This is a genomic window from Pseudomonas sp. RA_105y_Pfl2_P56 (assembly GCF_963970845.1).
In the GTDB taxonomy this organism is placed as follows: Bacteria; Pseudomonadota; Gammaproteobacteria; order Pseudomonadales; family Pseudomonadaceae; genus Aquipseudomonas; species Aquipseudomonas baetica_A.
On sequence record NZ_CAXAPL010000027.1, the window covers coordinates 61,870 to 86,479 of the forward strand.

Genomic DNA, 24,610 nt, shown 5'->3' on the forward strand with positions numbered 1-24,610 from the left:
CGGATTGATCAACGCTAAGACTAGGCGCGGCAAGATGTCGCGTCTAATCGCTACTTTCGATCTACCGATAGATGACGTCGATCAAGAGTCGCTTGGTGATTTCCGATACAGCGCGAAACAGGCTTCTGCCAGCGCCGATCGCGGGGCGCCGCGTCGCATGATCAGGCCCAGCGGGGCGAGGGTCTGGGCGCTTTCGATCGGTTGCAGGCGCAGGTGGTCGGTGAGTTTTTCCAGGCCGGCGTCGAGCGGCATGATCGCGCAGCAAAACCCGCCGTGCACCGCTTGTAACAATTGATGCACGGCGTCGGTTTGCAACAACGGCTGTGGGGTCAGGTTCCGACTGTGGAAGTTGTGGTCGATGGACTGGCGGAAATGCATGCCGCTGGTGAGCATCCCCAACGGCAGTTCGATCAACGCCTCCCAACTCAACGGCGCTTCGCCGAAGGTGAAGGAGCGCTGATCGTAGAGCAGGCCCATGTGGGTTTCGCTGAAGGCCAGGGAGTCGAAACGCTCATTATCCAGACGATCGAGATAGGACACGCCAAGGTCGATACGGTTGTTCGCCAACTGTTCGAGGATCTGCTCGGAACTCAACGCCGACATTTCGAAACGCAGGTTCGGGTGCGCACTGTGCAAACGCTGTATCAGCGGCAGTGGATCGAAGCTCGACAGCGGCACGATGCCTAAACGCAACGTACCGATGAGGTTGCCGCGACAGGCCGCCGCTTCCGCCTGCAAGCCGTCATAAGCCGCCAGCACCGTGCGCGCCCACGCCAGCACGCGCTCCCCCGGCGCGGTGAAGCCTTCGAAGCGTTGCCCCCGGTTGACCAGCGGCAAATCGAGTTCTTCTTCAAGGCTGCGCAGACGCATCGACAGGGTCGGCTGGGTGATGTGGCAACGCGCGGCGGCCTGGCCGAAGTGGCGGGTTTCGTCGAGGGCGATGAGGAATTTCAGTTGCTTGATGTCCATCTTCGCTCCGAAGGGTGTTGGCAGGGGTGGACGATTCTAACGCTTGTGGCTGGGGTGGGTCATTGGTCGGCGTGGAACCGTATTTGGCGAAGGTGGTCTAGGCTTTGACGTCTGACCCCTTTTATTCCATGGAGTGAAACACGATGAGCCTATTCAGCTTTTTGAAAGATGCCGGTGAAAAAATCCTTGATGCGCTCACGCCGGACAAGGCCCAAGCCAATGGCGAGGCGCTGACCAAGCATGTGCAGGACGCGCTGACGGGAATCGACACGTCGAAGATTCAGGTCAAGGTTGAAGGCGAGAAAGTCATTGCCACGGGTGAAGCGGCCAGCCAGGAAGAAAAAGAAAAAATCCTCCTGGCGCTTGGCAACGTCGACGGCGTCAGTGGCGTAGACGACCAGATCACCGTGACCGGTGGTGTTGCAACCGCCGCGAAATTTGTCACCGTCAAGAAGGGTGACACGCTGAGCGCGATTTCCAAGCGTGAGTACGGCGATGCCAACAAGTACAACAAGATTTTCGAGGCGAACAAGCCTCAGCTCACACACCCGGACAAGATCTATCCGGGGCAGGTGCTGCGTATTCCCGAGTAAGACTCAAGGCCGCTTTCGCGAGCAAGCCCGCGCCCACAGAGGAACGTATTCCAATATGGCAGCGGGCTTGAACTCGCGAAGCAGGCGACTCGCTCTATAGCCCTGCAAGCAAATCGCGGTAGTCCTCGACCGCCGCAAACTCAGCGGTGTCCTTAGGCCCCTTGCGGCTGTCTGGTTCCTTCACCGCCAGTAAATGTGTCACGCCGAAATCACGCGCACTGCGCAGGATTGGCAAGGTGTCGTCGATAAACAGGCTGCGCGCCGGATCAAAGCCGATATCGGCCTGCAAGGCGTCCCAGAACTGCGGATTCTCCTTGGGGTAACCGTAATCGTGCGAGCTGATCAGCCGCTCGAAGTACGGCGCCAGTTCGACCCGTTCCAGTTTCAGTGACAACGAATCGCGGTGCGCGTTGGTGATCATGATCACCCGTTTTCCCGCCTGCTTTATCGCCGCCAGAAAGGTATCGGCATCCGGGCGCAGGGCGATCAAGTGCGCGGTTTCCTGTTTCAGTTCACGCACTGACAGTTTCAGCTCGGCACTCCAGAAATCCAGGCAATACCACTGCAATTGGCCGGCATGTCGCTCGAACAGCGGCTGCAACTCCATCTCGGCCATGGCGCGGCTCACGCCGTGCAGTTCGGCGTAGCGCTGGGGCAGGTGTTCCAGCCAGAAATGGTTGTCGAAGTGCAGATCCAGCAACGTGCCGTCCATGTCCAGCAGAACGGTATCGATGTCAGACCACGGTAAAGAAGGCATGGCAACGTCTCGAGCGGTAGAAAGATATCCGACGTAAACAATCGGGAAAGCCGCGTTATAGTAGCGCGTTCACGCCAAGGAGCTTTGCATGCGCCAGAAACCCACCGTACTCGCCCGCGAGATCGTCGCCACCAGTCGCCTGTTTTGCGTCGAAGAATTGAAGTTGCGTTTTTCCAATGGCGTGGAGCGCACTTATGAGCGGCTGGTCGGCAAGGGCGCGGGTTACGGCGCGGTGATGATCGTGGCCATGCTCGACGCCGAACACGCGGTGTTGGTCGAGGAGTATTGCGGCGGTACTGATGAATACGAATTGTCCTTGCCCAAAGGTTTGATCGAGCCGGGCGAAGATGTGCTGGCGGCGGCTGAGCGTGAGCTTAAGGAAGAGGCCGGTTTTGGCGCGCGGCAACTGGAACATCTGACCGAGTTGTCGCTGTCGCCCGGTTACATGAGCCAGAAGATTCAAGTGGTGCTGGCCACTGATCTTTACGAGGAGCGGCTTGAGGGCGACGAGCCCGAGCTGATGCGGGTCGACAAGGTCAATCTGCGCGAGTTGTCGGCATTGGCAATGAATCCGCAGTTTTCCGAAGGCCGCGCGTTGGCCGCGCTGTATCTGACCCGTGACCTGCTGACCCAGCGTGGATCCTTTCAATCATGAGTGAAGTGTCGATGAATTTTCCCCATCCGTTGATGGCGCCGGTGGTCGAGTTGGCATTGCAGGCCGGTGAGGCGATTTTGCCGTTTTGGCGATCAGGTGTTGAAGTCACCGCCAAGTCGGATGATTCGCCGGTTACGGCGGCCGACCTGGCCGCACACCACCTGATCGTCGCCGGGCTGAAGGCGCTCGATCCAAGCATCCCGGTATTGTCCGAAGAGGACGCCGACATCGCGCAAGGCGTTCGCGCCGGGTGGCAGCGCTGGTGGCTGGTGGACCCGCTCGATGGCACCAAAGAGTTCATCAGCGGCAGTGAAGAATTTACCGTCAACATTGCGCTGATCGACAACGGTCGGGTGGTGTTTGGCGTGGTGTCGATGCCAACCAACGGTCGTTTCTATGTCGGCGGTGCCGGGCTCGGTGCCTGGCGTTGTGACAAGGGCGGTACGCCGGTTTCGATTCAGGTGCGTGATGTGCCGGGACCGGGTGAGGCGTTCACGGTGGTGGCCAGCCGCAGGCATTCGAGTCCTGAGCAGGAACGCTTGCTGGCCGGGTTGAGCGCCAGTCTGGGTGAGCTGCAATTGGCCAATATCGGCAGTTCGCTGAAGTTCTGCCTGTTGGCCGAAGGCGCGGCGGATTGCTATCCGCGCCTGGCGCCGACTTCGCAATGGGACACGGCGGCGGCGCAAGGCGTGCTCGAAGGCGCGGGCGGTGAGGTGCTGGACTTGCAGGGTGAGGCGTTCTGTTACCCGGCGCGCGAATCGCTGCTCAATACGTCGTTTCTGGCCCTGCCGGCGAAGGCCGCGTGGCGTTCAAAATTGCTGGAGCTCGCCCGTTCCTGAGCGGTGAACGAACCGTTGTGGCGAGCCCTCCCTCGCCGCAACCGCATGGTGAGTTCCTGCGGGTTAGCGGTGCAGGACGTACTGCCCGCTGAATGTCACCGCATCCTCATCACTGCCGGCATTGACGATCCGCGTATTCAAGGTCAATCGCGCCCGGCCATAACGCTGATACATCGCCACGAACCTCTTCCACACCGCCGCATCCGGCGCCAGGCAGATCGCCGTGGCATCCCCCGTCACTGGCAGCGGATAACTGATCTGCCCTTCCTGAATGACGATGTGCCCGTCTTCGATCCCTGCTTCCTTCAGCCGCAAATGCAACCAGCCCCAGCCGGCCAACACCGCGCCGCAGTAGAGGCTGCCGCCGAACATGGTGCTCTTGTGGTTGACGTTGGCGTCCAGCGGCAAGTGCAGGCGCAACTGCTGCGCCTGCCAGTCGAGCACTTTGAGGCCCATCGCCTGGGTCAGGGGAATGTCGTGATGCAGGACCGATTGCAGATAGCGGCTGTCACGGTTCATTCGGTTTCGTCTCCTTGGGCGCCACTGTCGGCAAAACTCAAGCCGTGTTTGCGCAGTTTGTCGTGCAAGGTCTTGCGGGGAACGCCGAGGGCTTCGGCAAGGCTGCGTACCGAGCTGTGGGAGCGCGCCAGTTCGGCGGCGATCAACGATTTCTCGAAGTTTTCCACTTGCTCGCTGAGCCCTCCGCTGATGACTTCCACGGTCGTGCCGCCGCCCTCGATGCCGGTGTCATCCAGTGCCAATTCAAGACCGAGAGCGAACCGCTCGGCGGCGTTCTGCAGTTCACGCACGTTGCCGGGCCACGTGTGGCGCAGCAGCAAGGCGCGGTGTGCCGGTTGCAGTTCGTGAGGCGGCAAACCGTGGCGAGTGCTGGCTTCATCGGCGTAGTGCTGGAACAGCACCAGAGCATCTTCGCCACGCTCGCGCAGCGGTGGGATGCGCAGCGGCGCGACGTTGAGGCGGTAATACAAGTCGGCGCGGAAACGCCCCTGATCAGCGGCCTGACGCAGGTCTTCCTTGGTCGCGGCGATGACGCGGATGTCCAGCGGGATCAGTTGGTTGCCACCCAGGCGCTCGACCACGCGCTCCTGCAACATGCGCAGCAGTTTGACCTGCACGTCCATGCTCATGCTTTCGATTTCATCAAGGAACAGCGTGCCGCCGTTGGCGAATTCGAACTTGCCGATCCGGCGTTTTTGCGCGCCGGTGAAGGCGCCGGGTTCGTGGCCGAACAGTTCACTTTCCACCACGGACTCGGCCAATGCCCCGGCGTTGATCGCCACGAACGGGCCGTTACGGCGGCTCGACAAATCGTGCAGCGCGCGGGCGACGACTTCTTTGCCGGCGCCGGTTTCGCCGAGGATCAACACGTCAGCCTTGGTCGCTGCCAATGCCCCGATCTGTTCACGCAAGCGCAGCATCGGTTTTGAGTGGCCGACCAGACGCGCGCTCAACTCGTTGCGGTCGCTGAGGGCCAGACGCAGGCTGCGGTTGTCCAGCACCAGTCGGCGCAGGGCCAAGGCGCGGCGCACGCTGTCGAGCAGGGCGTCGCTGGCGAAGGGTTTTTCGAGGAAGTCATACGCGCCGGCGCGCATCGCTTGCACCGCCAGAGGCACGTCGCCGTGGCCGGTGATCAGCAGCACGGGCAATTCCGGGTCCTGGGCGTGCAACTCGCTCAACAATTCCAGACCATCCATGCCGGGCATACGAATGTCGCTGACGACAACGCCCGGCCAGTCGCGCTCCAGTTGTGCGGCCAAACCTTTGGCTTCGGACAGCGGCAGGATTTTCAGCCCCGCCAGATCCAGCGTCTGGCCAAGGGCCTGACGCAGGTGCGGATCGTCGTCGATCAACACCACCTGAATGCGATTGTCGATGCTCATGCACTTCGATCCTCGGACGGTTGCAGGCTGACCCCGGGCGCGCCGGCGCGCAGGCGCAGGGTTATCAAGGCGCCACCTTGCTTGTGGTTGGCGAACGACAGTTCTCCACCGAAGGCGCGCATCAGGGTTTCACAGATCGCCAAGCCCAGCCCCAGGCCCTGAGTGCGGGTCTTGGTGGTGTAGAAGGGCTCACTGGCGCGGCCGAGGGCTTCCATGCAGAACCCCGGGCCGTTGTCGCGAATGTACAGATTGACGCCCTCGGGGGTGGATTCGGCACTCAGCCACAATTTGCGTGGCGGGCCTTTTTCGGTGAGCGCGTCGAGGGCGTTGGCCAACAGGTTGCCGAGCACCTGACGCAAGCGCGTTTCCCCGGCCTCGACCCACAGCGTGGCGGCGGGCAGGTCGCGGATCAGCTCAACCTCCATGCTGCGCCGACGTTTGGCCAGCAAGGCCAGCGCATCGTCCAGCGCCGGTTGCAGGGCCACGCTTTCCGGCGCATGGCGGTCGCGACGGGCGAAGGCACGCAAGTGGGCGATGATCGAGGCCATGCGCCCGGTCAGCTCGCTGATCAGTTTGAGATTGCCGCGTGCGTCGTCGGTGCGTTGATGATCAAGCAGCACTTCGGCGTTTTCGGCGTAGCTGCGAATGGCCGCCAGGGGTTGGTTGAGTTCGTGACTGATGCTCGCCGACATGGTGCCCAGCGCCGACAGTTTGCCGGCCTGGACCAGATCGTCCTGGGCACGTACCAGCTCCTGCTGGGCCGTTTCCCGCTCCAGCACTTCCTGCTTCAAACGACGATTGAGGCCTTCCAGATCGCTGGTGCGTTCGGCGACGCGACCTTCCAGTTCTCGCCGCGCCTTGGCTTCAAACGCGATGCGCTCAAGATAGTGGCGACGGCGCTGCATCATCAGACCGAGCAACAGCATCAACACCAACAGCGTGGCGCCGCCAATGGCCACCACCGTGCGCACCGGGCGGTCGATCAGGGTGCGCGGGGCGAGGATGCTGACGCTCCAGCCGGTTTCGGCGATGTCGTGAGTCTGGGTCAGCCAGGCGGTGGGGCTGAGGTTAAGCGGGCGCGGTTCTCGGGTCGGGTAGGGCTGGATCGCGCTGATGGCGGCACGTTCGGCGTCGCTCAACGCGCGGGTCGAGCGGAAGCGCCATTGCGGGCGCGACGTAAGGATGACCACGCCGTTGTGGTCGGTCACCAGCAGTTGTTCCGGGGTTTTGCCCCACAGGCTTTCGGTGTGATCGAGATCGACCTTGATCACCAGCACCCCCAGGATTCTCTCGCCATCGTGCACGGCGGCGGCGAAAAAGTAGCCGCGCTTGGCCGATGTGGTGCCCAGACCGAAGAAGCGCCCGAGACGTCCGGCCATGGCTTCGCTGAAATAGGGGCGGAAGGAAAAATTACGGCCGACAAAGCTGTCGTGCTTGTCCCAGTTCGACGCGGCCAGCGTCTTCCCGGTTGTGTCCATCAGGTACATGACTTCGGCACCGGTCTGCGCACTGATGTTTTTCAACAGGCGGTTGGCGTTGCCTTGGGTCACCCCATCGTCTGGCGCCCCGAGCACAGCGCGCAGGGCCGGCAGTTGGCCGAGGATCTGCGGCAACACTTCATAGCGGTGCAGGGTGCCCAACAGGTTGGCGACGTACAGGTCGAGGGTCTGGCGGTTCTGGCCGGCCAGTTCGCTGCGGTAATAGCGCTCAGCCAGATGCTCCAGCGGCCACAGCAGTGGCGCCAGGCACAGGGCCAGAAGGGCGAGGCTGCGCCAGCGGGGTCTGCGAGGGAGAGAGGGTTTCATAAGCCGGATGCGCCTGAGTGAACAGGCGCATTATGCCCGGCCTCAGGAAAAGACGTCAGCGTCCTTGAGCAGCGCTGCTGCCTGATCCTTGGCGGACAGTTTTGGCGCCTCGTCCAGTTGCCAGTCGATGCCCAGAGCAGGGTCGTCCCAGCGAATGCTGCGTTCGGAAGAGGGATCGTAGTAGTTGGTGGTCTTGTAGAGGAACTCGGCGAACTCGCTCAGCACCACGAAACCATGGGCGAAACCTTCCGGCACCCAGAGCTGACGATGGTTTTCAGCCGACAGGCGCACCGCTACCGACTTGCCGAAGTGCGGCGAGCTGCGGCGGATGTCCACGGCCACATCGAGCACTTCACCGACCGTGACGCGAACCAGTTTGCCCTGGGTGTTTTGCAGTTGGTAATGCAGGCCACGCAGTACGCCTTTTTGCGAGCGCGAGTGGTTGTCCTGGACGAATTGGGTGTCCAGACCGGTGGCGTCCTGGAACGCCTTGGCGTTGAAACTCTCGTAGAAGAAACCGCGCTCGTCACCGAACACCTTGGGTTCGATGATCAGAACACCGGGCAGATCGGTGGTGATGACATTCATGAGAATTTCCATAGGCAGATGTGAATGGCCGACATTCTTGCGCAAAGTGCCGACGGATGCGAGCGCTCGAATAACCACGATCAGGGGTTGCGCATCCTCTGCTGCAGTGGCGATATAGGCGCCTAATAAAATTTCAGGGGTCGTTTCATGTCGCTCGCCACGTTGATTCATCGCGCCAGTTTGCCCAGCCCGCAGGTTTCGCAGGCGCAGGCCCTGCAATGGCTGGCCGAGCACTACGGGCTCAGCGGCACGTTGCAGGCCCTCGGCAGCCAGCAGGATCTCAATTACCGCATCGACACTGAGCGCGGGCGGTTTGTCATGAAAATCTGCCGGGGCGATTACGCCCTTGTGGAGCTGCAAGCCCAGCACGCCGGCCTGAAACATCTGGCCGAGCACTGCGATGTGAACGTGCCCCGGGTGATTGCCGCCCATAACGGTCAGGACTTGCTGACGCTGGATGTCGACGGCGAAGCGGTGCATGTGCGGCTGCTGGATTACATCGAAGGCCAGCCGCTCACGCATCTCGATCACCTCGGCCATGAAGTGGTCGCCGGGTTTGGCAGGCTTTGTGGCGAGATGGACCTGGCGCTGGCAGGCTTCGACCATCCTGGCCTGGAACGCACGTTGCAGTGGGACGCGCGCCATGCCAGCGCTTTGATCGGCCATTTGCTGCCAGTGATCAGGGACGATCAGCAGCGCACCTTGATCGCCGACGCCGCCGAACAGGCCGAGCGCCGTTTGCAGCCGCTGGCAGACAAGCTGCCGGTGCAGGCGATCCACATGGACATCACCGATGACAACGCGGTGTGGGCACGCGACGCCCAGCGTCATTGGCAGTTGCAGGGGGTGATCGATTTCGGTGATCTGGTCCGCACCTGGCGCATCACCGATTTGTCGGTGACCTGTGCGGCGTTGCTGCATCACGCCGGTGGCGATCCGTTTGTCATTCTGCCGGCGGTTCAGGCCTATCACGCGGTCAATCCGCTGCAACACGAAGAGCTGCAAGCCTTGTGGCCGTTGATCGTCGCTCGGGCGGCGGTGCTGGTGCTCAGTGGCGAGCAGCAGGTCAGCATCGATCCGGGCAACGCCTACAGCCGCGACAACCTGACCCATGAGTGGGAAATCTTCCGCGTGGCCACCTCGGTGCCGCTGGCACTGATGGAAGCGGCGATTCTCAGCGCCGTCGGTCAGCCGTTGCCGACGATCAACAGCGAAGGATTTGTACCGTTGCTGCCGAGTCTGGTCGGACGCGAATTTGCGTTGATCGACCTCGGCGTGTTGAGCGCGCATTTCGAGGCTGGGAACTGGGAGCAGGACGGCATCGATCAGCGTCTGTTGAACGACGCGGCGGCGGCCCATGGTTTGGCGGCGAGCCGTTATGGCCAATACCGTTTGTCGCGCACCCGGCCGGACAGCGCTGAAGAACCGGACACGTTCGCGCTGCACGTCGAATTGCGCGTGCCCACTGGCACACCCGTGGAGTCGCCGTTTGCCGGGGTGGTTCATCAGCACGCAGATGGCGTGCTGCAACTCGACGGCCCTCAGCTCAGCGTGCGCTTGTGGGGCGTGACGCCTTCGCTGCACAGCGGCGCAGCGCTGGTCAAAGGTCAGGTGCTGGGCGCGGTCAGCGGGCCGTTGATCGTGCAACTGAATCGCGGTGCGCAACTGAATGCGCCGCTCTTCTGTACGCCATCGCGCGCCGCCGCGTGGCAAGCGTTGTGCCCGTCACCGGCGGGGTTATTGGGGCTGGCCTGCGACGCCGAGCCAGAACTGGACGCCAAGACCCTGCTTGAACGCCGCGATGCCAGTTTCGCCCGCACACAAAAACACTATTACGTCGATCCGCCGCGCATCGAGCGCGGCTGGCGCAACCATCTGATCGACATGCAGGGCCGTTCCTATCTCGACATGCTCAACAACGTGGCAGTGCTCGGTCACGGCCATCCGCGCATGGCGGCGGTCGCTGCCCGTCAATGGTCGCTCCTCAATACCAACTCACGCTTCAACTATGCGGCGGTCGCCGAGTTTTCCGAGCGCTTGCTGAAGCTGGCGCCGGAGGGCATGGATCGGGTGTTTCTGGTCAACAGTGGCAGCGAGGCCAATGACCTGGCGATCCGCCTGGCGTGGGCTTACAGCGGCGGTCGCGACATGGTCAGCGTGCTGGAGGCCTACCACGGCTGGACGGTGGGCGCCGATGCGGTGTCGACCTCGATTGCCGACAACCCCAAAGCCCTCGAAAGCCGTCCGGACTGGGTGCATCCAGTGACCGCGCCGAACATGTATCGCGGCAAGTTTCGTGGCCTCGATTCGGCGCCCGACTACGTGCGCAGCGTCGAACATCATTTGGCGAAAATCGCCGAGCAAAAGCGCCAACTGGCCGGGTTCATCTGCGAACCGGTGTACGGCAATGCCGGTGGCATCTCGCTGCCGCCGGGGTATCTGCAGCAGGTGTATGCGCGGGTCCGCGCACAGGGTGGCGTGTGCATTGCCGATGAGGTGCAGGTCGGTTACGGGCGCATGGGCCATTTCTTTTGGGGCTTCGAAGAGCAAGGCGTGGTACCGGACATCATCGTCATGGCCAAAGGCATGGGCAATGGCCAGCCACTGGGCGCGGTGATCACCCGCCGGGAAATCGCCGAGGCGCTGGAGGCTGAGGGTTACTTCTTCTCGTCGGCCGGTGGCAGTCCGGTGAGCTGCCAGATCGGCATGGCCGTGCTGGATGTGATGGAGGAAGAAAAACTCTGGGAGAACGCCCAAGTGGTGGGCGGCCACTTCAAGGCGCGGCTCGAAGCCTTGATCGATAAACATCCGCTGGTCGGCGCCGTGCATGGTTCGGGGTTCTATCTGGGGCTGGAGTTGATCCGCAACCGCGAGACGCTGGAGCCCGCGACCGAAGAGACCGCGTTGCTGTGTGATCGTCTGCGCGAACTGGGGATTTTCATGCAGCCGACCGGCGATGACCTGAACATCCTCAAGATCAAACCGCCGATGGTGACGCCGCGGCGCAGTGTGGACTTCTTTGTCGACATGCTCGACCGGGTGCTCACCGAAGGCTTGTAAAACCCACGAACCCCTGTGGGAGCGGGCTTGCTCGCGAAAGCGGTGCTTCAGTCGACATCCAAAGTGACTGACACACTGCTTTCGCGAGCAAGCCCCACACCTTTCGTTTGGTGGTTTTAATTCGATTTGTATCGGTATTAAGTCTTTAAAATCAGACGAAATACATTTTTGTAGCTTCAAAAGCCGATATTTATCGGCTATAAAGTCGCCATTGCTCCGGCATGGCGATTTTTGTCCGGTGCGCGCGTTTTTTCTCTTCGGTCGAATCCTCGACCGTCAAAGCCCTTGCCCGGAGATGATTCATGAGCCGTATCGTTACCGTCGCCGCCACTCAGATGGCCTGTTCGTGGGATCTGGAAGCCAACCTTGAAACCGCTGAAAGGCTGGTGCGCGAAGCGGCCGCCCAAGGCGCGCAGATCATCCTGATCCAGGAATTGTTCGAGGCGCCGTACTTTTGCCAGAAGCCAAACCCGGACTATCTGCAACTGGCCACGACGGTTGAAGAAAACGTCGCGATCAAGCATTTCCGCAAAGTCGCCAAAGAGTTGCAGGTTGTATTGCCGATCAGCTTCTACGAACTGGCCGGGCGCGCGCGTTTCAACAGCATTGCGATCATCGACGCCGACGGCAGCAACCTCGGGATTTATCGTAAAAGCCACATTCCGGACGGCCCGGGCTACCACGAGAAGTACTACTTCAACCCGGGCGATACCGGCTTCAAGGTGTGGAACACCCGTTACGCGAAGATCGGCGTGGGCATCTGCTGGGATCAGTGGTTCCCGGAAGCCGCACGGAGCATGGCGTTGCAAGGCGCGGAAATCCTGTTCTACCCGACTGCCATCGGCAGCGAGCCGCACGACAAAACCATCTCGTCGCGCGATCACTGGCAGCGCGTGCAGCAGGGTCATGCCGGCGCCAACCTGATGCCGCTGATTGCCAGCAACCGCATCGGCAATGAAGAGCAAGACGGCTACGACATCACCTTTTACGGCTCATCATTCATCGCCGACCCGTTCGGCGAAAAAGTGCAGGAGCTGAATAAAACCGAAGAAGGTATTCTGGTGCACACTTTCAACCTCGACGAGCTCGAACATATTCGCAGCGCGTGGGGTTCATTCCGTGACCGCCGGCCGAATCTGTACGGCGCGTTGAAAACCCTCGACGGTTCCCTGGAGTCCTGATCCCGATGACCACATTGAAAAGTACCCCGCGCGCCGACGGCTTCCACATGCCGGCCGAGTGGGCACCCCAGACTCAGACCTGGATGATCTGGCCCGAGCGCCCGGACAACTGGCGTCTGGGCGGAAAACCGGCGCAAGCCGCACACGCGGCAGTGGCTAAAGCCATCGCCCGTTTCGAGCCGGTGACCGTGGCCGTTTCTGCCGGCCAGTACGAAAACGCCCGTGCGCGTCTGGACGTGCCGAATATCCGCGTGGTCGAGATGTCCAGCGATGATGCTTGGGTACGCGACAGCGGCCCGACGTTCGTCATCAACAACAGCGGCGAAGTGCGCGGCGTGAACTGGGACTTCAACGCCTGGGGCGGCTTTGACGGCGGCTTGTACTCGCCATGGAACCGCGACGCGCAAGTCGGCGGCAAGATCCTTGAGATCGAGCGCAGTCCGCGTTACCGCACCGAAGGTTTTGTGCTCGAGGGCGGTTCGATTCACGTCGATGGCGAAGGCACGCTGATCACTACCGAAGAATGCCTGCTCAACCGCAATCGCAACCCGCACCTGAGCCGCGAAGAAATCGAAGCGGTGCTCAGCGCCAACCTGGCTGTGGATAAAATCATCTGGCTGCCGGACGGTTTGTTCAACGACGAAACCGACGGCCATGTGGATAACTTCTGCTGCTACGTGCGTCCGGGCGAAGTGCTGCTGGCGTGGACCGACGATCCACAGGACCCGAACTACCCACGCTGCCAGGCGGCGATGAACGTGCTGCAAAACAGCACCGACGCCAAGGGACGCCCGTTCACGGTGCATAAAATGCCGATTCCGGGGCCGCTGTTTGCCACCGAAGAAGAGTGCGCTGGCGTTGATCCGGTGGACGGCACGCAAGAGCGCAACCCGAGCGTGCGTCTGGCGGGTTCCTACGTGAATTTCCTGATCGTCAACGGCGGCATCATCGCGCCGAGCTTCGACGATCCGATGGACGGCCCGGCCAGGGAAATCCTGCAGAACCTGTTCCCGCAGCACGAAGTGGTGATGGTGCCAGGCCGCGAACTGTTACTGGGTGGCGGCAATATTCACTGCCTTACCCAACAGCAGCCAGCGCCGCACAAAGAGTGAGTTGAGTCGTAACAGCTTGAGTTGATTGGACAATCAGCCGGGCGACGATTTGCTTGCCTGATAGACAAAGAAGCCCGCCGCCCTGTTGGACGGCGGGCTTCTTTGTATCCGCTTGTCGACAAGTGCGAAACATTGGCATAGCTCTTGTATTGAATCTTGAGTACTAGGGAGGGAGGAGAACTTCAACAGTTCTGTCATAAACCTTGGATAACTTAGCCGCTCATTAACGGGGGGAGAGCGCCGAAATGAACGCCGAAGTGAACACAGTCAGAGCACGAACTTTGCGCCCCATGGCCGTCAACGGCAAATCGCTCCAGGTAGTCGCGCACTGGTTGAAATCCAATGGAACGCGTCAGATCAGGGAAGCTGATCCGCGCCGGATGATGATCGAGCGTTACCCCGCTGACCTGTTCAGCGAAGCAGAACTGGATGCGTTGTGGGCTGTGATGCAAGGATAAGAAAAACAACAGCGATGGGTAAAAGCGCTGCCGGGATGGCGGCGCTTTTTTATGGGCGTTGCAAAATCCAGTGTGAACACTGACAGGACGCCTTCGGGAGCAAGCCCCCTCTCACAGGGTTTTGCGCTGATTTAGAAGCTGTAGGTGCCCGTCATCACCACGCTACGCGGCGCCCCCGGCTGGATTTGATATTGACTGGTGGCCGACGCGTAATACTCGCGATCAGTGATGTTGTTCAGCGCCGCGCGCAAATCCCAGTCCTTGAAGCGATAGCCGACCAGCGCATCCCAACGGCCATAGCCTGGCAGCACGGTGGTGTTGGCGTTATCGGCATAGCGCTGGCCAACCAGGGTCAGACCGGTTTCTCCGTACCAGCCCATCTCCGGTTTCCAGGTCAGGAAAAGACTACCGTTGTGCTTGGCGACGTTGTTGATGCGCTTGCCTTTGAGGCCGTTGTTGTCCTTCTCGATCTTCGCATCCTGCACACCAACGCCACCGCGCACATACCAGTTGCCGACGATCTTGCCGGTGGCGGTGAGCTCAATCCCGCGAGATCGTTGCAGGCCGGTCATGATGGTCAGGGTTGGATCGTTCGGATCGGTGGTGCGGCGGTTGTAGAGCTCCAGGTCATAGATCGCCAGGGTGGTGCTCAAACGGTCATCGAGCCAGTCACTCTTCACGCCGATTTCTTTCTGCCTGGTCAGCTCGGGGCTCAGGTCGTTGCTGTTACCGGCCGCGCCCGGCGTGATGCCGATCAGACCGCCGCCCACTGGCGAGAAGGTCTTGGACCACGAGGCGTAGAAGGAATGATCGTGCAGCGGCGTCCAGACCAGACCCACGCGCGGGCTGGTGCTGTGGCTGTCGCGGTCTTCGGACATGTTCTTGAGTTTGTTGGTCGACTCGATATCGAAGGTGTCGTAGCGCAGGCCGGCGAGCACTTGCCACTGATCGTTCAGGCGCAGTTGATCCTGCACGTACACCGCGCGGCTTTCGACTTCGGTGTGGCTACTGCTTGAGCGCTGCATCGCGCCGGTGTGGCGCCGGTCGCGATTGGGGTTGAACAGATCAAGCGCTGGCACGGCTTGCGCGCCCGGCGTCCGGCCGGTGGCCGCGTTATACAGCTTTGGATCGCGGCGCTGACTGCCGGTTTCGATACCCGTGAGCAGGCGATGCTCCAGGCCGAATGTGTCGAACGCGCCTTCCAGTTCCAGGTTGTTGTAGACGTTGCGAGTCGTCAGGTCCTGCTGCCAGTGCTGGCGCGTGACCTTGTGGGTCGCAGGCGTATATCCGGTGAGGTAGGTGTTGTCGAAATCACTGTCGAGCTTGAACACACCCAAGGTCTGGCGCAGTTGCCAGTTGTCGTTGAGTTCGTAAGTGAGTTTTGAACGCAAGGACTGCGTCTTGTCGTCGATGAAGTCGTGTTCGTTGCCGTAAGTCGTGTCGCGGCCCACCTCCGCCGGACGCCCGTTGACCCCTGGAATACCGCGATCCGGCGTGCGGTTGTAGCGGCTGTATTCGTACTGCACCAGCCAGTTCAGGTCGGGTGTCAGTTGCCAGCTCATCGACGGCGCGAACAGTTGACGGTTGCCGCTGACGCCGTCGCGGAAACTGTTTTCATCCATGTTGCCCATGTTCAGGCGCAGGCTGATGTTCTCGCTCGGATCGGCGCTGAGATCGGCGTACAAACTGCGCAGATCCTCGCTGCCGCCCTGGGCTTCGATGGTCGAGCGGCGGCCGGGCACCGGCATTTTGCTCACCCGGTTGACGATCCCGCCTTGGCTGCCTCGGCCGTACAGCACGGCGGCCGGGCCTTTGAGCACTTCAACCCGTTCGACGTTGTGCAGGTCGCGCTTGTACTGGCTGTCGTCACGAATGCCATCCAGATAGAAATCGTTGCTGGCGTCGAAGCCGCGAATGCGCAAACTGTCGAAGCGGGTATCGGCGCTGCTGCTGACGTTGGGCATGCCACTCAAGGCGTCGCCGATGTCGTGGGTGCCGTATTGGGCGACGTTCGAGGTTTTGATCGAGTCGATGGCCTGCGGCACATAGCGCACCGGCGTCGATGTGCGCGTCGCGGTGTTGCTGATGGTGACGCGCGGGTCATCCGCTTGCGCTTCAGCGCTGATGGCGGTGGCGGGCAGTTCAGTCGCCGAGTAGGCAAAACCGCTGGACAGGAAAGCAGAAAGCCCAAGGGTTACGGGCGTAAGACGAAACGGGGCAGGCATTGAAAAGCGCATCCGAAAGGTGGGAAGAATATCGAGCGCGCGAATGGTAATGCTTTGCATTTGCTTCCGTTAATCATTCCGAAGAAGTTCCCTGGTCTGATTGTTTCAATTTATGTCTATCTGGATACACCCGATCATTCGCCCGATTCACGAAACAGTCTGAAAGCCATTCCGGCGTTTTTCTGCAACAGCTTGAGCACTAGTCTGCCGGCATCGATTTTTCCCACTTTCCTGCCGGAGCGCTCTGATGATCCTTCACTACATTTATGACCCGTTGTGCGGTTGGTGTTACGGCGCCAAACCGCTGGTGCAAGCGGCGCAACACGTGTTGCCGGTAATCGCCCATGCGGGCGGCATGATGAGCGGCACCAACCGCCAGCGCGTGACGCCACAGTTGCGCAATTACGTCATGCCCCACGACCGGCGCATCGCCGAATACACCGGGCAGCCGTTTGGCGAGGCGTATTTCGAAGGTTTGCTGCGCGATCACACCGCCGTTTTCGATTCGACGCCTCCGATTGCCGCCGTCCTGGCCGCAGAGGCCATCGACGCGCGTGGTTTGCAGATGCTCGGGCGGTTGCAGACAGCGCATTACGTGGAGGGGCGGCGAATTGCCGATCAATCCGTTCTCCTGGAACTGGCGGAGCAAATGGGATACGTCGGGGAACCCTTTCAGTCCAGGGTTGAATCGGTTGATACCGAGGCACACATAAAAGCCAGTCGTGGGTTGTTGGCCCAACTGGGAGGGCAGGGATTTCCGACTTTTGCGTTGGAACAGAACGGTCAATTTACCCTCATCGACATCAGTCCCTGGCTGGGCAAGCCGCAGGCTTTTGCCCAATGGTTGGGGGAGGCCATTGGCCGCGAAGGGGTTGGCGAGGCTTCAGCCCTCTGTGGACTGGACGGTTGCGCCTGATACGCGCGCGATTCACTGGCTGCAAGCATTTTCGAGCAACCAGTCAGCGGAAAAATTACGTTTCTTAGACGATTTTTGCCTATTTAAAGACGATTCTTGAAATTGACACATTGTTCCGGGCGCGGCTAGGATTCGCCCCAACGCCTGTGGCCAACCGCCATGACTCAAAAATAACAAGAAGGCCCGACACGACTTTATCGTGGGCGGGTCTTTTTGTTTCGGAGTGAAAAAAGAGCGCATGAGCGCCGTTTCAGCCGTTCGACACAGTGCGTTTCAACCCGTAATAAGGAAAACAAAATGTTGAACAAGCGAATCAGCCTGATCGCTCTGGGGATGTTGAGCGCCACGTCGGCCATGGCTAACGACCAGGCCGAGTCCAAGGGTTTTCAAGAAGACAGCAGCCTCAAAGTGCTGCTGCGCAATGCCTACATCAACCGTGATTACAAAGACGGTAACAAAGACAAAGCCGAGTGGGGCCAAGCGGCCATCGGTACGTTCTCGTCCGGTTTCACCCAAGGCACCGTCGGTGTTGGCGTTGACGCCTTCGGTCTTTACGCACTGCGTCTGGACGGCGGCAAGGGCCGCAGCGGCGCCGGTGGTATCGACTTTTTCAAACAGGGCGACAGCGGCAACGCGGCTGACGATCTGTCCAGGTTTGGTGCAGCGGTCAAATTCCGTGTGTCCAACACCGTACTGACCTACGGTGACCAGATGCCGGCCCTGCCGGTGTTGAACTACGACAACTCGCGTCTGCTGCCGGAAAGCTACACCGGTACCTTGATCACCTCTAAAGAGATCAAAGGCCTGGAGCTGAACGCCGGTCGTTTCACCGCCGAATCGCGCAAGAGTGCTGAAGGCCGTGACAGCGGTGGTCTGAAATCGATCAACGTACTGGGCGGTAGCTACCAGTTCACCGAACAGTTCAAGGCGGCGCTCTACGCATCCGACGTTGAAGACGTGTTGAAGAAACAATACGTGAACGCCAACTACGTGTTCCCGATCGACAAGGATCAGTCCCTGACCCTGGATTTCAACGGTTATCGCACCAAGCTGGACAACTCTTATGTCCGCGAAAACGGTGTAACCGGTGACGACAACAAGATCTGGAGCCTGGCAGCCACTTTCGCCACCGGTCCGCACTCGTTCACCGTGGCGCACCAGCGCTCCACCGGCGACAGCAACCTGGGCTACGCCTACGGCGGTTATCAGAAAGGTCAGGGTCGCGTCGGCGACGGTGGCAACACCATCTACCTGGCCAACTCCTACTGGTCGGACTTCAACGCTGAAGACGAACGCAGCTGGCAGTTGGGCTACGGCCTCGACTTCGGCGCCTTCGGCGTACCGGGTCTGAGCTACAACTTCGCGTACGTGCGTGGCGATAACATCACCACCTCCACCAGTGAAGGCGGCACCGAGCGCGAAATCTTCAACCAGTTCAAGTACGTCGTGCAAAGCGGCCCGGCCAAAGACCTGAGCGTGAAACTGCGCAGCTCGATTCTGCGTGTTTCGCAAAAATCCAGCGAGTACAACGTCAGCGGCAACGAAGTGCGTGTATTCGTCGATTACCCGATCAACATCTTCTGATGATCGAACAGGTGTAATACATCTGAGAAAAACCCCGACTGGTCGGGGTTTTTTTTCGACTGTTTCCCGGTGGAAACCAGAAAAAAACCGTGTTTTTGTCATGTGAAAGTTGTTTTTCAGCCACTTCAAACTTCGTTTCAAGCAGGGCTTTAAATGCCTGAAATTCTTTCTCATGGACGCAAATTCTCCACCTAATAGATTAGGCCGCTCAACGCAGCGGAGAATTTGGTAATGATCGTTTTGAACAGAGAAGTGGGCGAATCGCTACGGCGCGACAAATATGTCAACGTCCAGGGTGGTGACTTCAATCTCTACGGTCATTTTGCCGACTTCGTCAGACTGACCAAAAGTTGGGAAAACATGGAGCCTGACAGCTACTACGGTCAGGCCGAAGCCGGCATGCGTTACCGTCGTTACAGCGACTTTGAGTACAACCCCAAGACGCGTGAACTGAAGCAACTCGAGCATCGCGCCTACGTGCAGTCCAAGGAAAACAACGCTTATGTCGGCGGTTTGGTGCGCCACTTTCAGGATTTCTCTGATGAAGTCATCGAGTCGCCGGTGATGCGCAGCCTGATCGACACCGATTTCGAAGTGTACAAAAGCGTGTTGCCGGAAGAACTGCACGATGAAATCTGGCAGTGCCAGATCCATCAGATCCGCATCGAGATCAAACCCGGCAAACAACTGGAAATTACCCCCGAAGGGATTCACTGCGACGGTTATCCGTTCAGCGGTGTGCACTTCTGGGGGCGCAACAATGTCGAGGGTGCGGAAAGTCGTTTGTACGACATTCACGAGCATCAATTGGCGTCGACCACCTACCAGGAAATTCTCGACACCACTTACTTCCTCGACCGCGACATGCGCCACTACGTGACCCCGGCGCGCAACACGCACACCCATGCCATGGCGTACCGGCAGATTCTGGCGATTTCCTTCTCGCGGCCCGGGACCGCTTTCGACATTGTTCGCTAATCAGATCACCCCAATCGACGGCGTCGAGTGTTCGACGCCCGTGGTGCTGCGACGCGCCACGGCCAAGGATGCGCAACCCATGGAGCGCTTCTTCCGCCAGTTCGACGAAGTGTCGTTCTGCGAATGGCAGGACGCCAAATGTCTGCGCGGTGTGTTGATCCAGAAAACCACCACGGCCTATCTCGCCTTCGACGTGGCCGGCGAAATCGTCGGCGCGGTGTTGGGCGGCATGCTCGGCAGCCGCGGCACGATCAACCATCTGGCCGTCAGCCCGTGCTATCGCAGCCAGGGCGTCGGTCAACGTCTGGTTGAAGCGGCGTCGTCCGACATGAAGCGGGTCGGTGTGTTGCGGATGTTTCTGTTCGTCGACGATGCTAACCTCGCGGGCAAGCGTTTCTGGACTGCCCAGGGTTTTTGCGAGCCTCACGGCGAACGGACATTTGAGAGGGACCTATGAATGAAACGTCCGGCAGTGCGCCGCTGATGGTCAATCATCAGCCGTCGCGCACCTTTGCCGAAGCCAGTCCGGTGGTGGCCGGGTATTTCACGGTGTCGTTTGTATTCGGCTTGATGGCTGTGAATACCGGGTTGCCCATGTGGCTGCCGGTGGCAATGTGCTTGTTTGTTTATGCCGGGGCTTCGCAGTTTGCGGCGTTGGCGTTGATCTCAAGCGGTGCGTCGCTGACCACCATTGTGCTGACCACGTTCCTGATCAACGCACGGCACATGCTGATGTCGGTGTACATGGCCAAGGCCCTGCGTGCCATGGGCCTCAGTCGCATGGAGCGCTGGTGTTACGCCGGTGGCCTGACCGACGAATCCTTTGCTTTTCACAGCGTGAAACTGGGCACCGGCGCACCGGTGAACGTGCGGTATCTGATTGGCTTCAACCTGTTTTGCCACACCTCGTGGGTGCTCGGAGGCCTGTTGGGAGCGGTGTGCGCGCAGTACGCGGCGCACCTGATCAAATACCAGCTCGATTACGCACTGACCGCAATGATGCTCTACGTGCTGGTGTCACTGTGCAACACCCGCAACAAACTCATCGCCGCCGCGGCGGCCGTGCTGTGCATGGGTGCACTGAGCCTGGTCAGCAGCTCGCCGTTTAATGTGTTTATCGCCACGTTTGTGGGCTGCGGAGTCGGTGTATGCCTGACCAAGCGTTCCTGATTCTGGTGGTCGCGCTGATGATGGCCGTGACCTTCCTGCCACGCGCGCTGCCACTGCAAGTCAACACCGAGCACTGGCCGCCGTTTATTGCACGGGCGCTGGAATACTTACCGGTGGCGATCGTCGCTGCGATCAGCCTGACACCCTTGTTGATCAAGGATCAGCACCTACAGCTCGATCGCCCGGAATTCTATGCCGCGATTCCGACGCTGTTATGTGCGTATTTCAGCAAAAACCTCTTTCTCAGTGTGGCGGTTGGCACGGCTGCGTACATTGCGCTCGGCTCGTTCATGTAGCGGTAGTGCGGCGACATCGCTCAACGCCTGGCTCGACAACTCAGGATTGTTCACCGCCAGGCGCACCTCGAGGAAATCCTCGAACCCGGGGAAAATCGTCAGGCCGTTTTTCTGCGCGGCCTCACGCGAGACCATGCCCACCGCGTCCATCTGCGTGATGAGCGACAGCGTCAGGGTTTCGCTGCACGAGTAGACCATGCGCTGTCCGTTCTCGTGATTGCCCAGACCGGCGTCGAGAAAACGCAAGAAGCTGTGGGAATACGGACAGTCTTCCGCAGGACGCACCTGAAACTTGTCCCCCAGCAACGTCAGCGGATCATTCTCCTGACCGCAATGTGCCCCAACCACCTGCACCTGCACCTCGGGCAGGACGATGCTCGGCAAACCCGGTCGCTGCGGGCCAATCAGCACGGCGAGGTCAAAGTCCTCATTTTTCAGCTTGCTGAGGTTTTCCATCGACTCGGCGTAGCTGAACTCCATCTGATAATCGGGAAACACCTCAATCAGGCGCCCGATCATTCGCCGGTTGAAGTCCGGCGACAACGTGTTGTTCAACGCGACCTTCAACGTACGCTGCCCCGGCACTTTCAGAGCCTCGACTTTATCTTCCATCTGTCGCGTGGCAATCAGCACTCTGTCCATATACGGCGTCAGCTCAGTGCCTTGCGGCGTCAGCGTCAGCCCTTTGTTGGAACGACGAAACAAGCGGAAACCGAACTGCTCTTCGACCTTGTTCAACTGCGCGGCCAACGCCTGCACAGTCAGGCACGAATGCTCGGCTGCGGCCGACAAAGAGCCGGTCTGCACGATGCGCATGAGGTTGCGTAAGGTTCTGCTATCCATGGGTAATGCCCTCTAAAGTGGGCTGGGTATTGTTGTTTACGAGACTGCCGGTCCGGCGTCTTATGCCGGCTATATTCCAGCACCTGAGCATAGTTGTCGCGGGTTTAGTAGCGAATTGATGTCTCCACCGATGGCTGGAGGCTGACACAGGATCGGGGTTTTTGGTGACGTTGGGGTGATGAAGGTCAAAAAAAGCTGACTCGGAATAACAATTCTTGGCTCTTTCGAGGATTTGATAAAAGAGACGAATTGATTCATTTGCGGATTAATAGATAAAAAATATCCATATCTGTACTAGGCTGGATCGTATGTGACCCATCAATGGAGGCGACCGTGCCTACCTCATCCCCAGTCCTCACCCCGCGCGAACAGCTCGACGTCCCCGAAGCCGGGCGTGTTGCGTTGAAGTTCTTCTTCAACCTCATGGAGCGCTGGGGTTGCAACGCCGAGCAGCAGCGCACATTGCTGGGGGGCGTCGGCAACACCACGTTCTACAAGTACAAACACCTGCCGCCGAACATACGCCTGCCGCATGACACGCTGGAGCGCATCTCGTATCTGATGGGCATTCACAAGGCGTTGAGCATCATCTTCAGCAACAGCCGCGAACGCGCCTACATCTGGGTCAGCAGCCCCAATGCTGCCGCGCCATTCAATGGCCGGACGGCGCTGGATTACATGCTGGCGGGGAGGGTGGTCGACATCGCTGACGTTCGCCGTTACCTCGACGGGGTGCGCGGTTGAAGCCCCCGCCGCTGGTGGAGCCGCAATGGCCGAAAGCCTTTCGGATCGTCAACAGCAGCTTCCCGCCGATTGCGTTGTTCGAGGACGTGCTCGACCCCGAAGACCTGGAAATCGCCTATGCGCTGGAAGCGCTGACCAATGATCGGCTGATCGAACAGGCCGGCGTCCTCGCCCGCGTACGCCCCGAAGACCGACTCTCCGGCCCCGGTTCGACCCCGGTAATGGCCGCGTTCACCCACATCGGCAAAAGCAGCCGCTTCACCGATGGCACCTTCGGCGTCTACTACGCTGCGAGCAGTCAGGCTGCGGCCATTGCCGAGACTTGTTATCACCAGGAGCGATTTCTTGCGGCGACCCAAGAAGCGGACCTTGAGTTGACCATGCGGACTTACGTTAATCGGGTGGTTAAACCGTTACACGATATTCGCCACGGCTTTCCCGACTTACATCAACCTGATCCAGACGCCTATGGCCCGTCCCAGGCATTTGCCCGGCAACTGCGCGAGTCCGAATCCTGGGGCCTGCTCTACAACAGCGTCCGCCTGCCGGGCCATGAATGTGTCGCCGCGTTTAGGCCGCCGGCGGTGTCGATTCCGAAACAGGGCAAGCATCTGCGGTATGTGTGGAGTGCGAGTCAGCGCAGGATTTCGTTTGTGTTTGAGATCAGTCAGGTTTGAAACGCAAACAAGCCCTCGAAATAGTGAGGGCTTAATATCGATGGTTTTCGTCAATGGCTTGCTGTTGGCGCATCCAGCACTTTCACCACGTCGTCGATCAGCGCCTTGCTCAACTCCTGCAAATACTGCGAGGCATAAGCGTGAAGATCAGGATCGCGCGAGACTGTGGAGTCGGCGGTCAGTAGTTTGGAGATGTGAAGCAAGTGTGAGGCGTGTGAGAGGGCGGCGATCACTGGAACACCATGATTGGTGCGGAACAGCGCTTGATTGGCCTGGAAGGAAAAGTGCGTAAGGCCTGGGGTTTTCAAATCGAGGTAGTCGGTCATTTCGTTTCACCTGCCGTACGGAAGGCGTGGAGTGAGGTGACCGGTGTGGCAGCGCGGCGGATTACGGATGGATCAATGACATTCATTTGTGAAACTCCCTGTATCAAATGAGAGCCGCCATTTTCGTTCTCAGGCGAAAGGGTGGCAGCTATGCGCAGGCTGAGAAACCGGAGATACAGGAACCCGGCAGACCCGAAGGTCTCCCACGCACAGCCGCCATAACACGTGAATGCGGACACTAAAAAAAGCGCCGGCAATTGTGGGTGGGGCGCTGGTGCGCCTGTATCTTACCCGGGTTCTCAGGCCCGGTCGCTGAATTGGCAGCGACGGGTTTGACGGTAGCTTGGGGAGTGGCAGGCGCGCAATCGTGGCCAGTAGTGGCTTTGCTTGGCATGTCGTTACAACACATTTCTCAGGATTTAGCGGCGTGCGTTTTGTCGGTTACGACTTGCCCTTAGCCCTTCCTAAACACCAGAACGAGGAGATCAGCGATGGTCGATGAACTGGACCAATTCCAGCACGATTTACTGGAGTCTGTACGTCAGATGAAGGCCGGTGAGGCCGCGCGTTAGATCGACGTGTGCAGAGGAGAGGCGCTATTTCTACTGAAGCTGAAACGCTGCTAAAAATATAAACACCCCAGAAACAACAAAGCCCCTGCATTTCTGCAGGGGCGTCGTTTTGTATGGTGCGGCACCAAGAGTCGAATGGATATTTAACTATTTGCTATTAATGATTTTTCTGAAGGTAAATATTCTTTTCTACCTCTAAAACTACCCTTTACTTCTAGATAAGGAAGGTCCTCTGTAAGCGTATGGGGAATACGCCTTGCGTAGATCAGCCAGGCATCCATTGATGCGGCAGTAGATGCTCGATCTCACTGGCTTTCTGCGTCGGCAATCGCGTCAGTACATCCTTGAGATACGCGTACGG

Annotated in this window: 25 protein-coding genes; 15 read left to right on the forward strand and 10 right to left on the reverse strand. The window is 59.6% G+C overall.

Translation table 11 applies throughout. The features are described from left to right. Positions 1-81 precede the first annotated feature (81 nt). Positions 82-969 carry a LysR family transcriptional regulator gene (locus tag AACY11_RS18670; protein ID WP_339431549.1) on the reverse strand — a complete coding sequence of 296 codons (888 nt, stop codon included), beginning with the start codon at positions 967-969 and terminating at the stop codon, positions 82-84. Between the two features lie 143 nt (positions 970-1,112). On the opposite strand from AACY11_RS18670, the gene lysM reads away from it, so the two are divergent. Beyond that, the gene (gene lysM, locus AACY11_RS18675; RefSeq protein ID WP_339431548.1) at positions 1,113-1,562 is read left to right on the forward strand and encodes a peptidoglycan-binding protein LysM; all 450 of its coding nucleotides are present in this window, start codon (positions 1,113-1,115) and stop codon (positions 1,560-1,562) included. 94 nt (positions 1,563-1,656) lie between these two features. On the opposite strand, the gene yrfG is transcribed toward lysM, so the two are convergent. Then, positions 1,657-2,319, reverse strand: coding sequence for a GMP/IMP nucleotidase (gene yrfG / locus AACY11_RS18680; RefSeq protein WP_339463965.1), 663 nt, complete (start codon positions 2,317-2,319; stop codon positions 1,657-1,659). Between the two features lie 88 nt (positions 2,320-2,407). Here yrfG and nudE point away from each other — a divergent pair, with 88 nt between their 5' ends. Further along, positions 2,408-2,974: an ADP compounds hydrolase NudE gene (gene nudE / locus AACY11_RS18685; RefSeq protein WP_339431546.1), complete on the forward strand. Its 567-nt coding sequence runs from the start codon at positions 2,408-2,410 to the stop codon at positions 2,972-2,974. An 11-nt stretch (positions 2,975-2,985) separates the two neighbouring features. Continuing rightward, positions 2,986-3,813, forward strand: coding sequence for a 3'(2'),5'-bisphosphate nucleotidase CysQ (cysQ, locus tag AACY11_RS18690; RefSeq protein ID WP_339431663.1), 828 nt, complete (start codon positions 2,986-2,988; stop codon positions 3,811-3,813). Positions 3,814-3,876: 63 nt separating this feature from the next. On the opposite strand, the gene AACY11_RS18695 is transcribed toward cysQ, so the two are convergent. The 4 genes from AACY11_RS18695 to rfbC are packed head-to-tail and all read right to left on the reverse strand — an operon-like array spanning position 3,877 to position 8,107. Then, positions 3,877-4,332, reverse strand: coding sequence for a thioesterase domain-containing protein (locus AACY11_RS18695; protein ID WP_339431545.1), 456 nt, complete (start codon positions 4,330-4,332; stop codon positions 3,877-3,879). Then, complete coding sequence (locus AACY11_RS18700; protein WP_339431544.1) at positions 4,329-5,714, reverse strand: sigma-54-dependent transcriptional regulator; 1,386 nt, start codon at positions 5,712-5,714, stop codon at positions 4,329-4,331. Before AACY11_RS18700 ends, AACY11_RS18695 begins: the two co-directional genes overlap by 4 nt. After that, complete coding sequence (locus AACY11_RS18705; RefSeq protein ID WP_339431543.1) at positions 5,711-7,519, reverse strand: sensor histidine kinase; 1,809 nt, start codon at positions 7,517-7,519, stop codon at positions 5,711-5,713. The genes AACY11_RS18700 and AACY11_RS18705 overlap by 4 nt, the downstream gene beginning before the upstream one ends. A 42-nt stretch (positions 7,520-7,561) precedes the next feature. Continuing rightward, entirely contained in the window at positions 7,562-8,107 is a 546-nt protein-coding gene (gene rfbC, locus AACY11_RS18710) for a dTDP-4-dehydrorhamnose 3,5-epimerase (protein WP_221731050.1), read from the reverse strand. Between the two features lie 147 nt (positions 8,108-8,254). Here rfbC and AACY11_RS18715 point away from each other — a divergent pair, with 147 nt between their 5' ends. From AACY11_RS18715 to AACY11_RS18730, 4 genes are all read left to right on the forward strand, one after another. Continuing rightward, a complete protein-coding gene (locus AACY11_RS18715) occupies positions 8,255-11,167 on the forward strand; it encodes an aminotransferase (RefSeq protein ID WP_339495493.1) in 2,913 nt (970 codons plus the stop codon). Positions 11,168-11,469: 302 nt separating this feature from the next. Then, entirely contained in the window at positions 11,470-12,348 is an 879-nt protein-coding gene (gene aguB / locus AACY11_RS18720) for an N-carbamoylputrescine amidase (RefSeq protein WP_339463968.1), read from the forward strand. A 5-nt stretch (positions 12,349-12,353) separates the two neighbouring features. Then, positions 12,354-13,460 carry an agmatine deiminase gene (gene aguA / locus AACY11_RS18725; RefSeq protein ID WP_339431540.1) on the forward strand — a complete coding sequence of 369 codons (1,107 nt, stop codon included), beginning with the start codon at positions 12,354-12,356 and terminating at the stop codon, positions 13,458-13,460. Between the two features lie 245 nt (positions 13,461-13,705). After that, the gene (locus tag AACY11_RS18730) at positions 13,706-13,918 is read left to right on the forward strand and encodes a hypothetical protein (RefSeq protein WP_339434260.1); all 213 of its coding nucleotides are present in this window, start codon (positions 13,706-13,708) and stop codon (positions 13,916-13,918) included. 131 nt (positions 13,919-14,049) lie between these two features. Here the strand turns inward: AACY11_RS18730 and AACY11_RS18735 are convergent, their stop codons facing one another. Then, complete coding sequence (locus tag AACY11_RS18735) at positions 14,050-16,143, reverse strand: TonB-dependent receptor (RefSeq protein WP_339495494.1); 2,094 nt, start codon at positions 16,141-16,143, stop codon at positions 14,050-14,052. Positions 16,144-16,390: 247 nt separating this feature from the next. Between AACY11_RS18735 and AACY11_RS18740 the strand changes: the two genes are divergently transcribed. The 6 genes from AACY11_RS18740 (at position 16,391) to AACY11_RS18765 (ending at position 21,087) form a co-directional block, all read left to right on the forward strand. Continuing rightward, positions 16,391-17,059, forward strand: coding sequence for a DsbA family protein (locus AACY11_RS18740; protein ID WP_339495495.1), 669 nt, complete (start codon positions 16,391-16,393; stop codon positions 17,057-17,059). Positions 17,060-17,356: 297 nt separating this feature from the next. Then, positions 17,357-18,643: an OprD family porin gene (locus tag AACY11_RS18745; RefSeq protein WP_339434263.1), complete on the forward strand. Its 1,287-nt coding sequence runs from the start codon at positions 17,357-17,359 to the stop codon at positions 18,641-18,643. A gap of 231 nt (positions 18,644-18,874) precedes the next feature. Then, positions 18,875-19,621 carry a 2OG-Fe dioxygenase family protein gene (locus AACY11_RS18750; protein WP_166218415.1) on the forward strand — a complete coding sequence of 249 codons (747 nt, stop codon included), beginning with the start codon at positions 18,875-18,877 and terminating at the stop codon, positions 19,619-19,621. A gap of 79 nt (positions 19,622-19,700) precedes the next feature. Then, the gene (locus AACY11_RS18755) at positions 19,701-20,078 is read left to right on the forward strand and encodes a GNAT family N-acetyltransferase (RefSeq protein ID WP_175555635.1); all 378 of its coding nucleotides are present in this window, start codon (positions 19,701-19,703) and stop codon (positions 20,076-20,078) included. After that, positions 20,075-20,791 (forward strand): AzlC family ABC transporter permease, encoded by a 717-nt coding sequence (locus AACY11_RS18760; RefSeq protein ID WP_339495496.1) that lies wholly within the window; start codon positions 20,075-20,077, stop codon positions 20,789-20,791. Before AACY11_RS18755 ends, AACY11_RS18760 begins: the two co-directional genes overlap by 4 nt. Beyond that, positions 20,770-21,087, forward strand: coding sequence for an AzlD domain-containing protein (locus AACY11_RS18765; protein WP_339495497.1), 318 nt, complete (start codon positions 20,770-20,772; stop codon positions 21,085-21,087). The genes AACY11_RS18760 and AACY11_RS18765 overlap by 22 nt, the downstream gene beginning before the upstream one ends. Here AACY11_RS18765 and AACY11_RS18770 read toward each other — a convergent pair. Beyond that, positions 21,004-21,930 carry a LysR family transcriptional regulator gene (locus tag AACY11_RS18770; protein WP_339434266.1) on the reverse strand — a complete coding sequence of 309 codons (927 nt, stop codon included), beginning with the start codon at positions 21,928-21,930 and terminating at the stop codon, positions 21,004-21,006. The two genes, AACY11_RS18765 and AACY11_RS18770, sit on opposite strands and share 84 nt — an antisense overlap. Before the next feature lie 333 nt (positions 21,931-22,263). Here AACY11_RS18770 and AACY11_RS18775 point away from each other — a divergent pair, with 333 nt between their 5' ends. After that, positions 22,264-22,674, forward strand: a complete 411-nt coding sequence (locus AACY11_RS18775) for an MbcA/ParS/Xre antitoxin family protein (RefSeq protein WP_339495498.1) — start codon at positions 22,264-22,266, stop codon at positions 22,672-22,674. Beyond that, positions 22,671-23,351 carry an RES family NAD+ phosphorylase gene (locus tag AACY11_RS18780; RefSeq protein ID WP_339434268.1) on the forward strand — a complete coding sequence of 227 codons (681 nt, stop codon included), beginning with the start codon at positions 22,671-22,673 and terminating at the stop codon, positions 23,349-23,351. The genes AACY11_RS18775 and AACY11_RS18780 overlap by 4 nt, the downstream gene beginning before the upstream one ends. A 50-nt stretch (positions 23,352-23,401) precedes the next feature. Here the strand turns inward: AACY11_RS18780 and AACY11_RS18785 are convergent, their stop codons facing one another. Then, positions 23,402-23,677, reverse strand: a complete 276-nt coding sequence (locus tag AACY11_RS18785; RefSeq protein WP_339434269.1) for a DUF3077 domain-containing protein — start codon at positions 23,675-23,677, stop codon at positions 23,402-23,404. Between the two features lie 837 nt (positions 23,678-24,514). Then, on the reverse strand, positions 24,515-24,610 hold a 96-nt coding region (locus AACY11_RS18795), incomplete at its 5' end, for a transposase domain-containing protein (protein ID WP_339495501.1).

Bases quoted from the DNA above. Each gene is read 5' to 3' on its own strand.
- yrfG (WP_339463965.1), bottom strand. From the start codon at position 2,319: ATGCCTTCTTTACCGTGGTCTGACATCGATACCGTTCTGCTGGACATG.
- nudE (WP_339431546.1), top strand. From the start codon at position 2,408: ATGCGCCAGAAACCCACCGTACTCGCCCGCGAGATCGTCGCCACCAGT.
- lysM (WP_339431548.1), top strand. From the start codon at position 1,113: ATGAGCCTATTCAGCTTTTTGAAAGATGCCGGTGAAAAAATCCTTGAT.
- aguA (WP_339431540.1), top strand. From the start codon at position 12,354: ATGACCACATTGAAAAGTACCCCGCGCGCCGACGGCTTCCACATGCCG.
- cysQ (WP_339431663.1), top strand. From the start codon at position 2,986: ATGAATTTTCCCCATCCGTTGATGGCGCCGGTGGTCGAGTTGGCATTG.
- AACY11_RS18755 (WP_175555635.1), top strand. From the start codon at position 19,701: ATGGAGCGCTTCTTCCGCCAGTTCGACGAAGTGTCGTTCTGCGAATGG.
- AACY11_RS18700 (WP_339431544.1), bottom strand. From the start codon at position 5,714: ATGAGCATCGACAATCGCATTCAGGTGGTGTTGATCGACGACGATCCG.
- AACY11_RS18785 (WP_339434269.1), bottom strand. From the start codon at position 23,677: ATGACCGACTACCTCGATTTGAAAACCCCAGGCCTTACGCACTTTTCC.
- AACY11_RS18750 (WP_166218415.1), top strand. From the start codon at position 18,875: ATGATCGTTTTGAACAGAGAAGTGGGCGAATCGCTACGGCGCGACAAA.
- AACY11_RS18745 (WP_339434263.1), top strand. From the start codon at position 17,357: ATGTTGAACAAGCGAATCAGCCTGATCGCTCTGGGGATGTTGAGCGCC.
- AACY11_RS18765 (WP_339495497.1), top strand. From the start codon at position 20,770: ATGCCTGACCAAGCGTTCCTGATTCTGGTGGTCGCGCTGATGATGGCC.
- AACY11_RS18735 (WP_339495494.1), bottom strand. From the start codon at position 16,143: ATGCCTGCCCCGTTTCGTCTTACGCCCGTAACCCTTGGGCTTTCTGCT.
- AACY11_RS18730 (WP_339434260.1), top strand. From the start codon at position 13,706: ATGAACGCCGAAGTGAACACAGTCAGAGCACGAACTTTGCGCCCCATG.
- AACY11_RS18770 (WP_339434266.1), bottom strand. From the start codon at position 21,930: ATGGATAGCAGAACCTTACGCAACCTCATGCGCATCGTGCAGACCGGC.
- AACY11_RS18705 (WP_339431543.1), bottom strand. From the start codon at position 7,519: ATGAAACCCTCTCTCCCTCGCAGACCCCGCTGGCGCAGCCTCGCCCTT.
- AACY11_RS18695 (WP_339431545.1), bottom strand. From the start codon at position 4,332: ATGAACCGTGACAGCCGCTATCTGCAATCGGTCCTGCATCACGACATT.
- aguB (WP_339463968.1), top strand. From the start codon at position 11,470: ATGAGCCGTATCGTTACCGTCGCCGCCACTCAGATGGCCTGTTCGTGG.
- AACY11_RS18670 (WP_339431549.1), bottom strand. From the start codon at position 969: ATGGACATCAAGCAACTGAAATTCCTCATCGCCCTCGACGAAACCCGC.
- rfbC (WP_221731050.1), bottom strand. From the start codon at position 8,107: ATGAATGTCATCACCACCGATCTGCCCGGTGTTCTGATCATCGAACCC.
- AACY11_RS18760 (WP_339495496.1), top strand. From the start codon at position 20,075: ATGAATGAAACGTCCGGCAGTGCGCCGCTGATGGTCAATCATCAGCCG.
- AACY11_RS18715 (WP_339495493.1), top strand. From the start codon at position 8,255: ATGTCGCTCGCCACGTTGATTCATCGCGCCAGTTTGCCCAGCCCGCAG.
- AACY11_RS18740 (WP_339495495.1), top strand. From the start codon at position 16,391: ATGATCCTTCACTACATTTATGACCCGTTGTGCGGTTGGTGTTACGGC.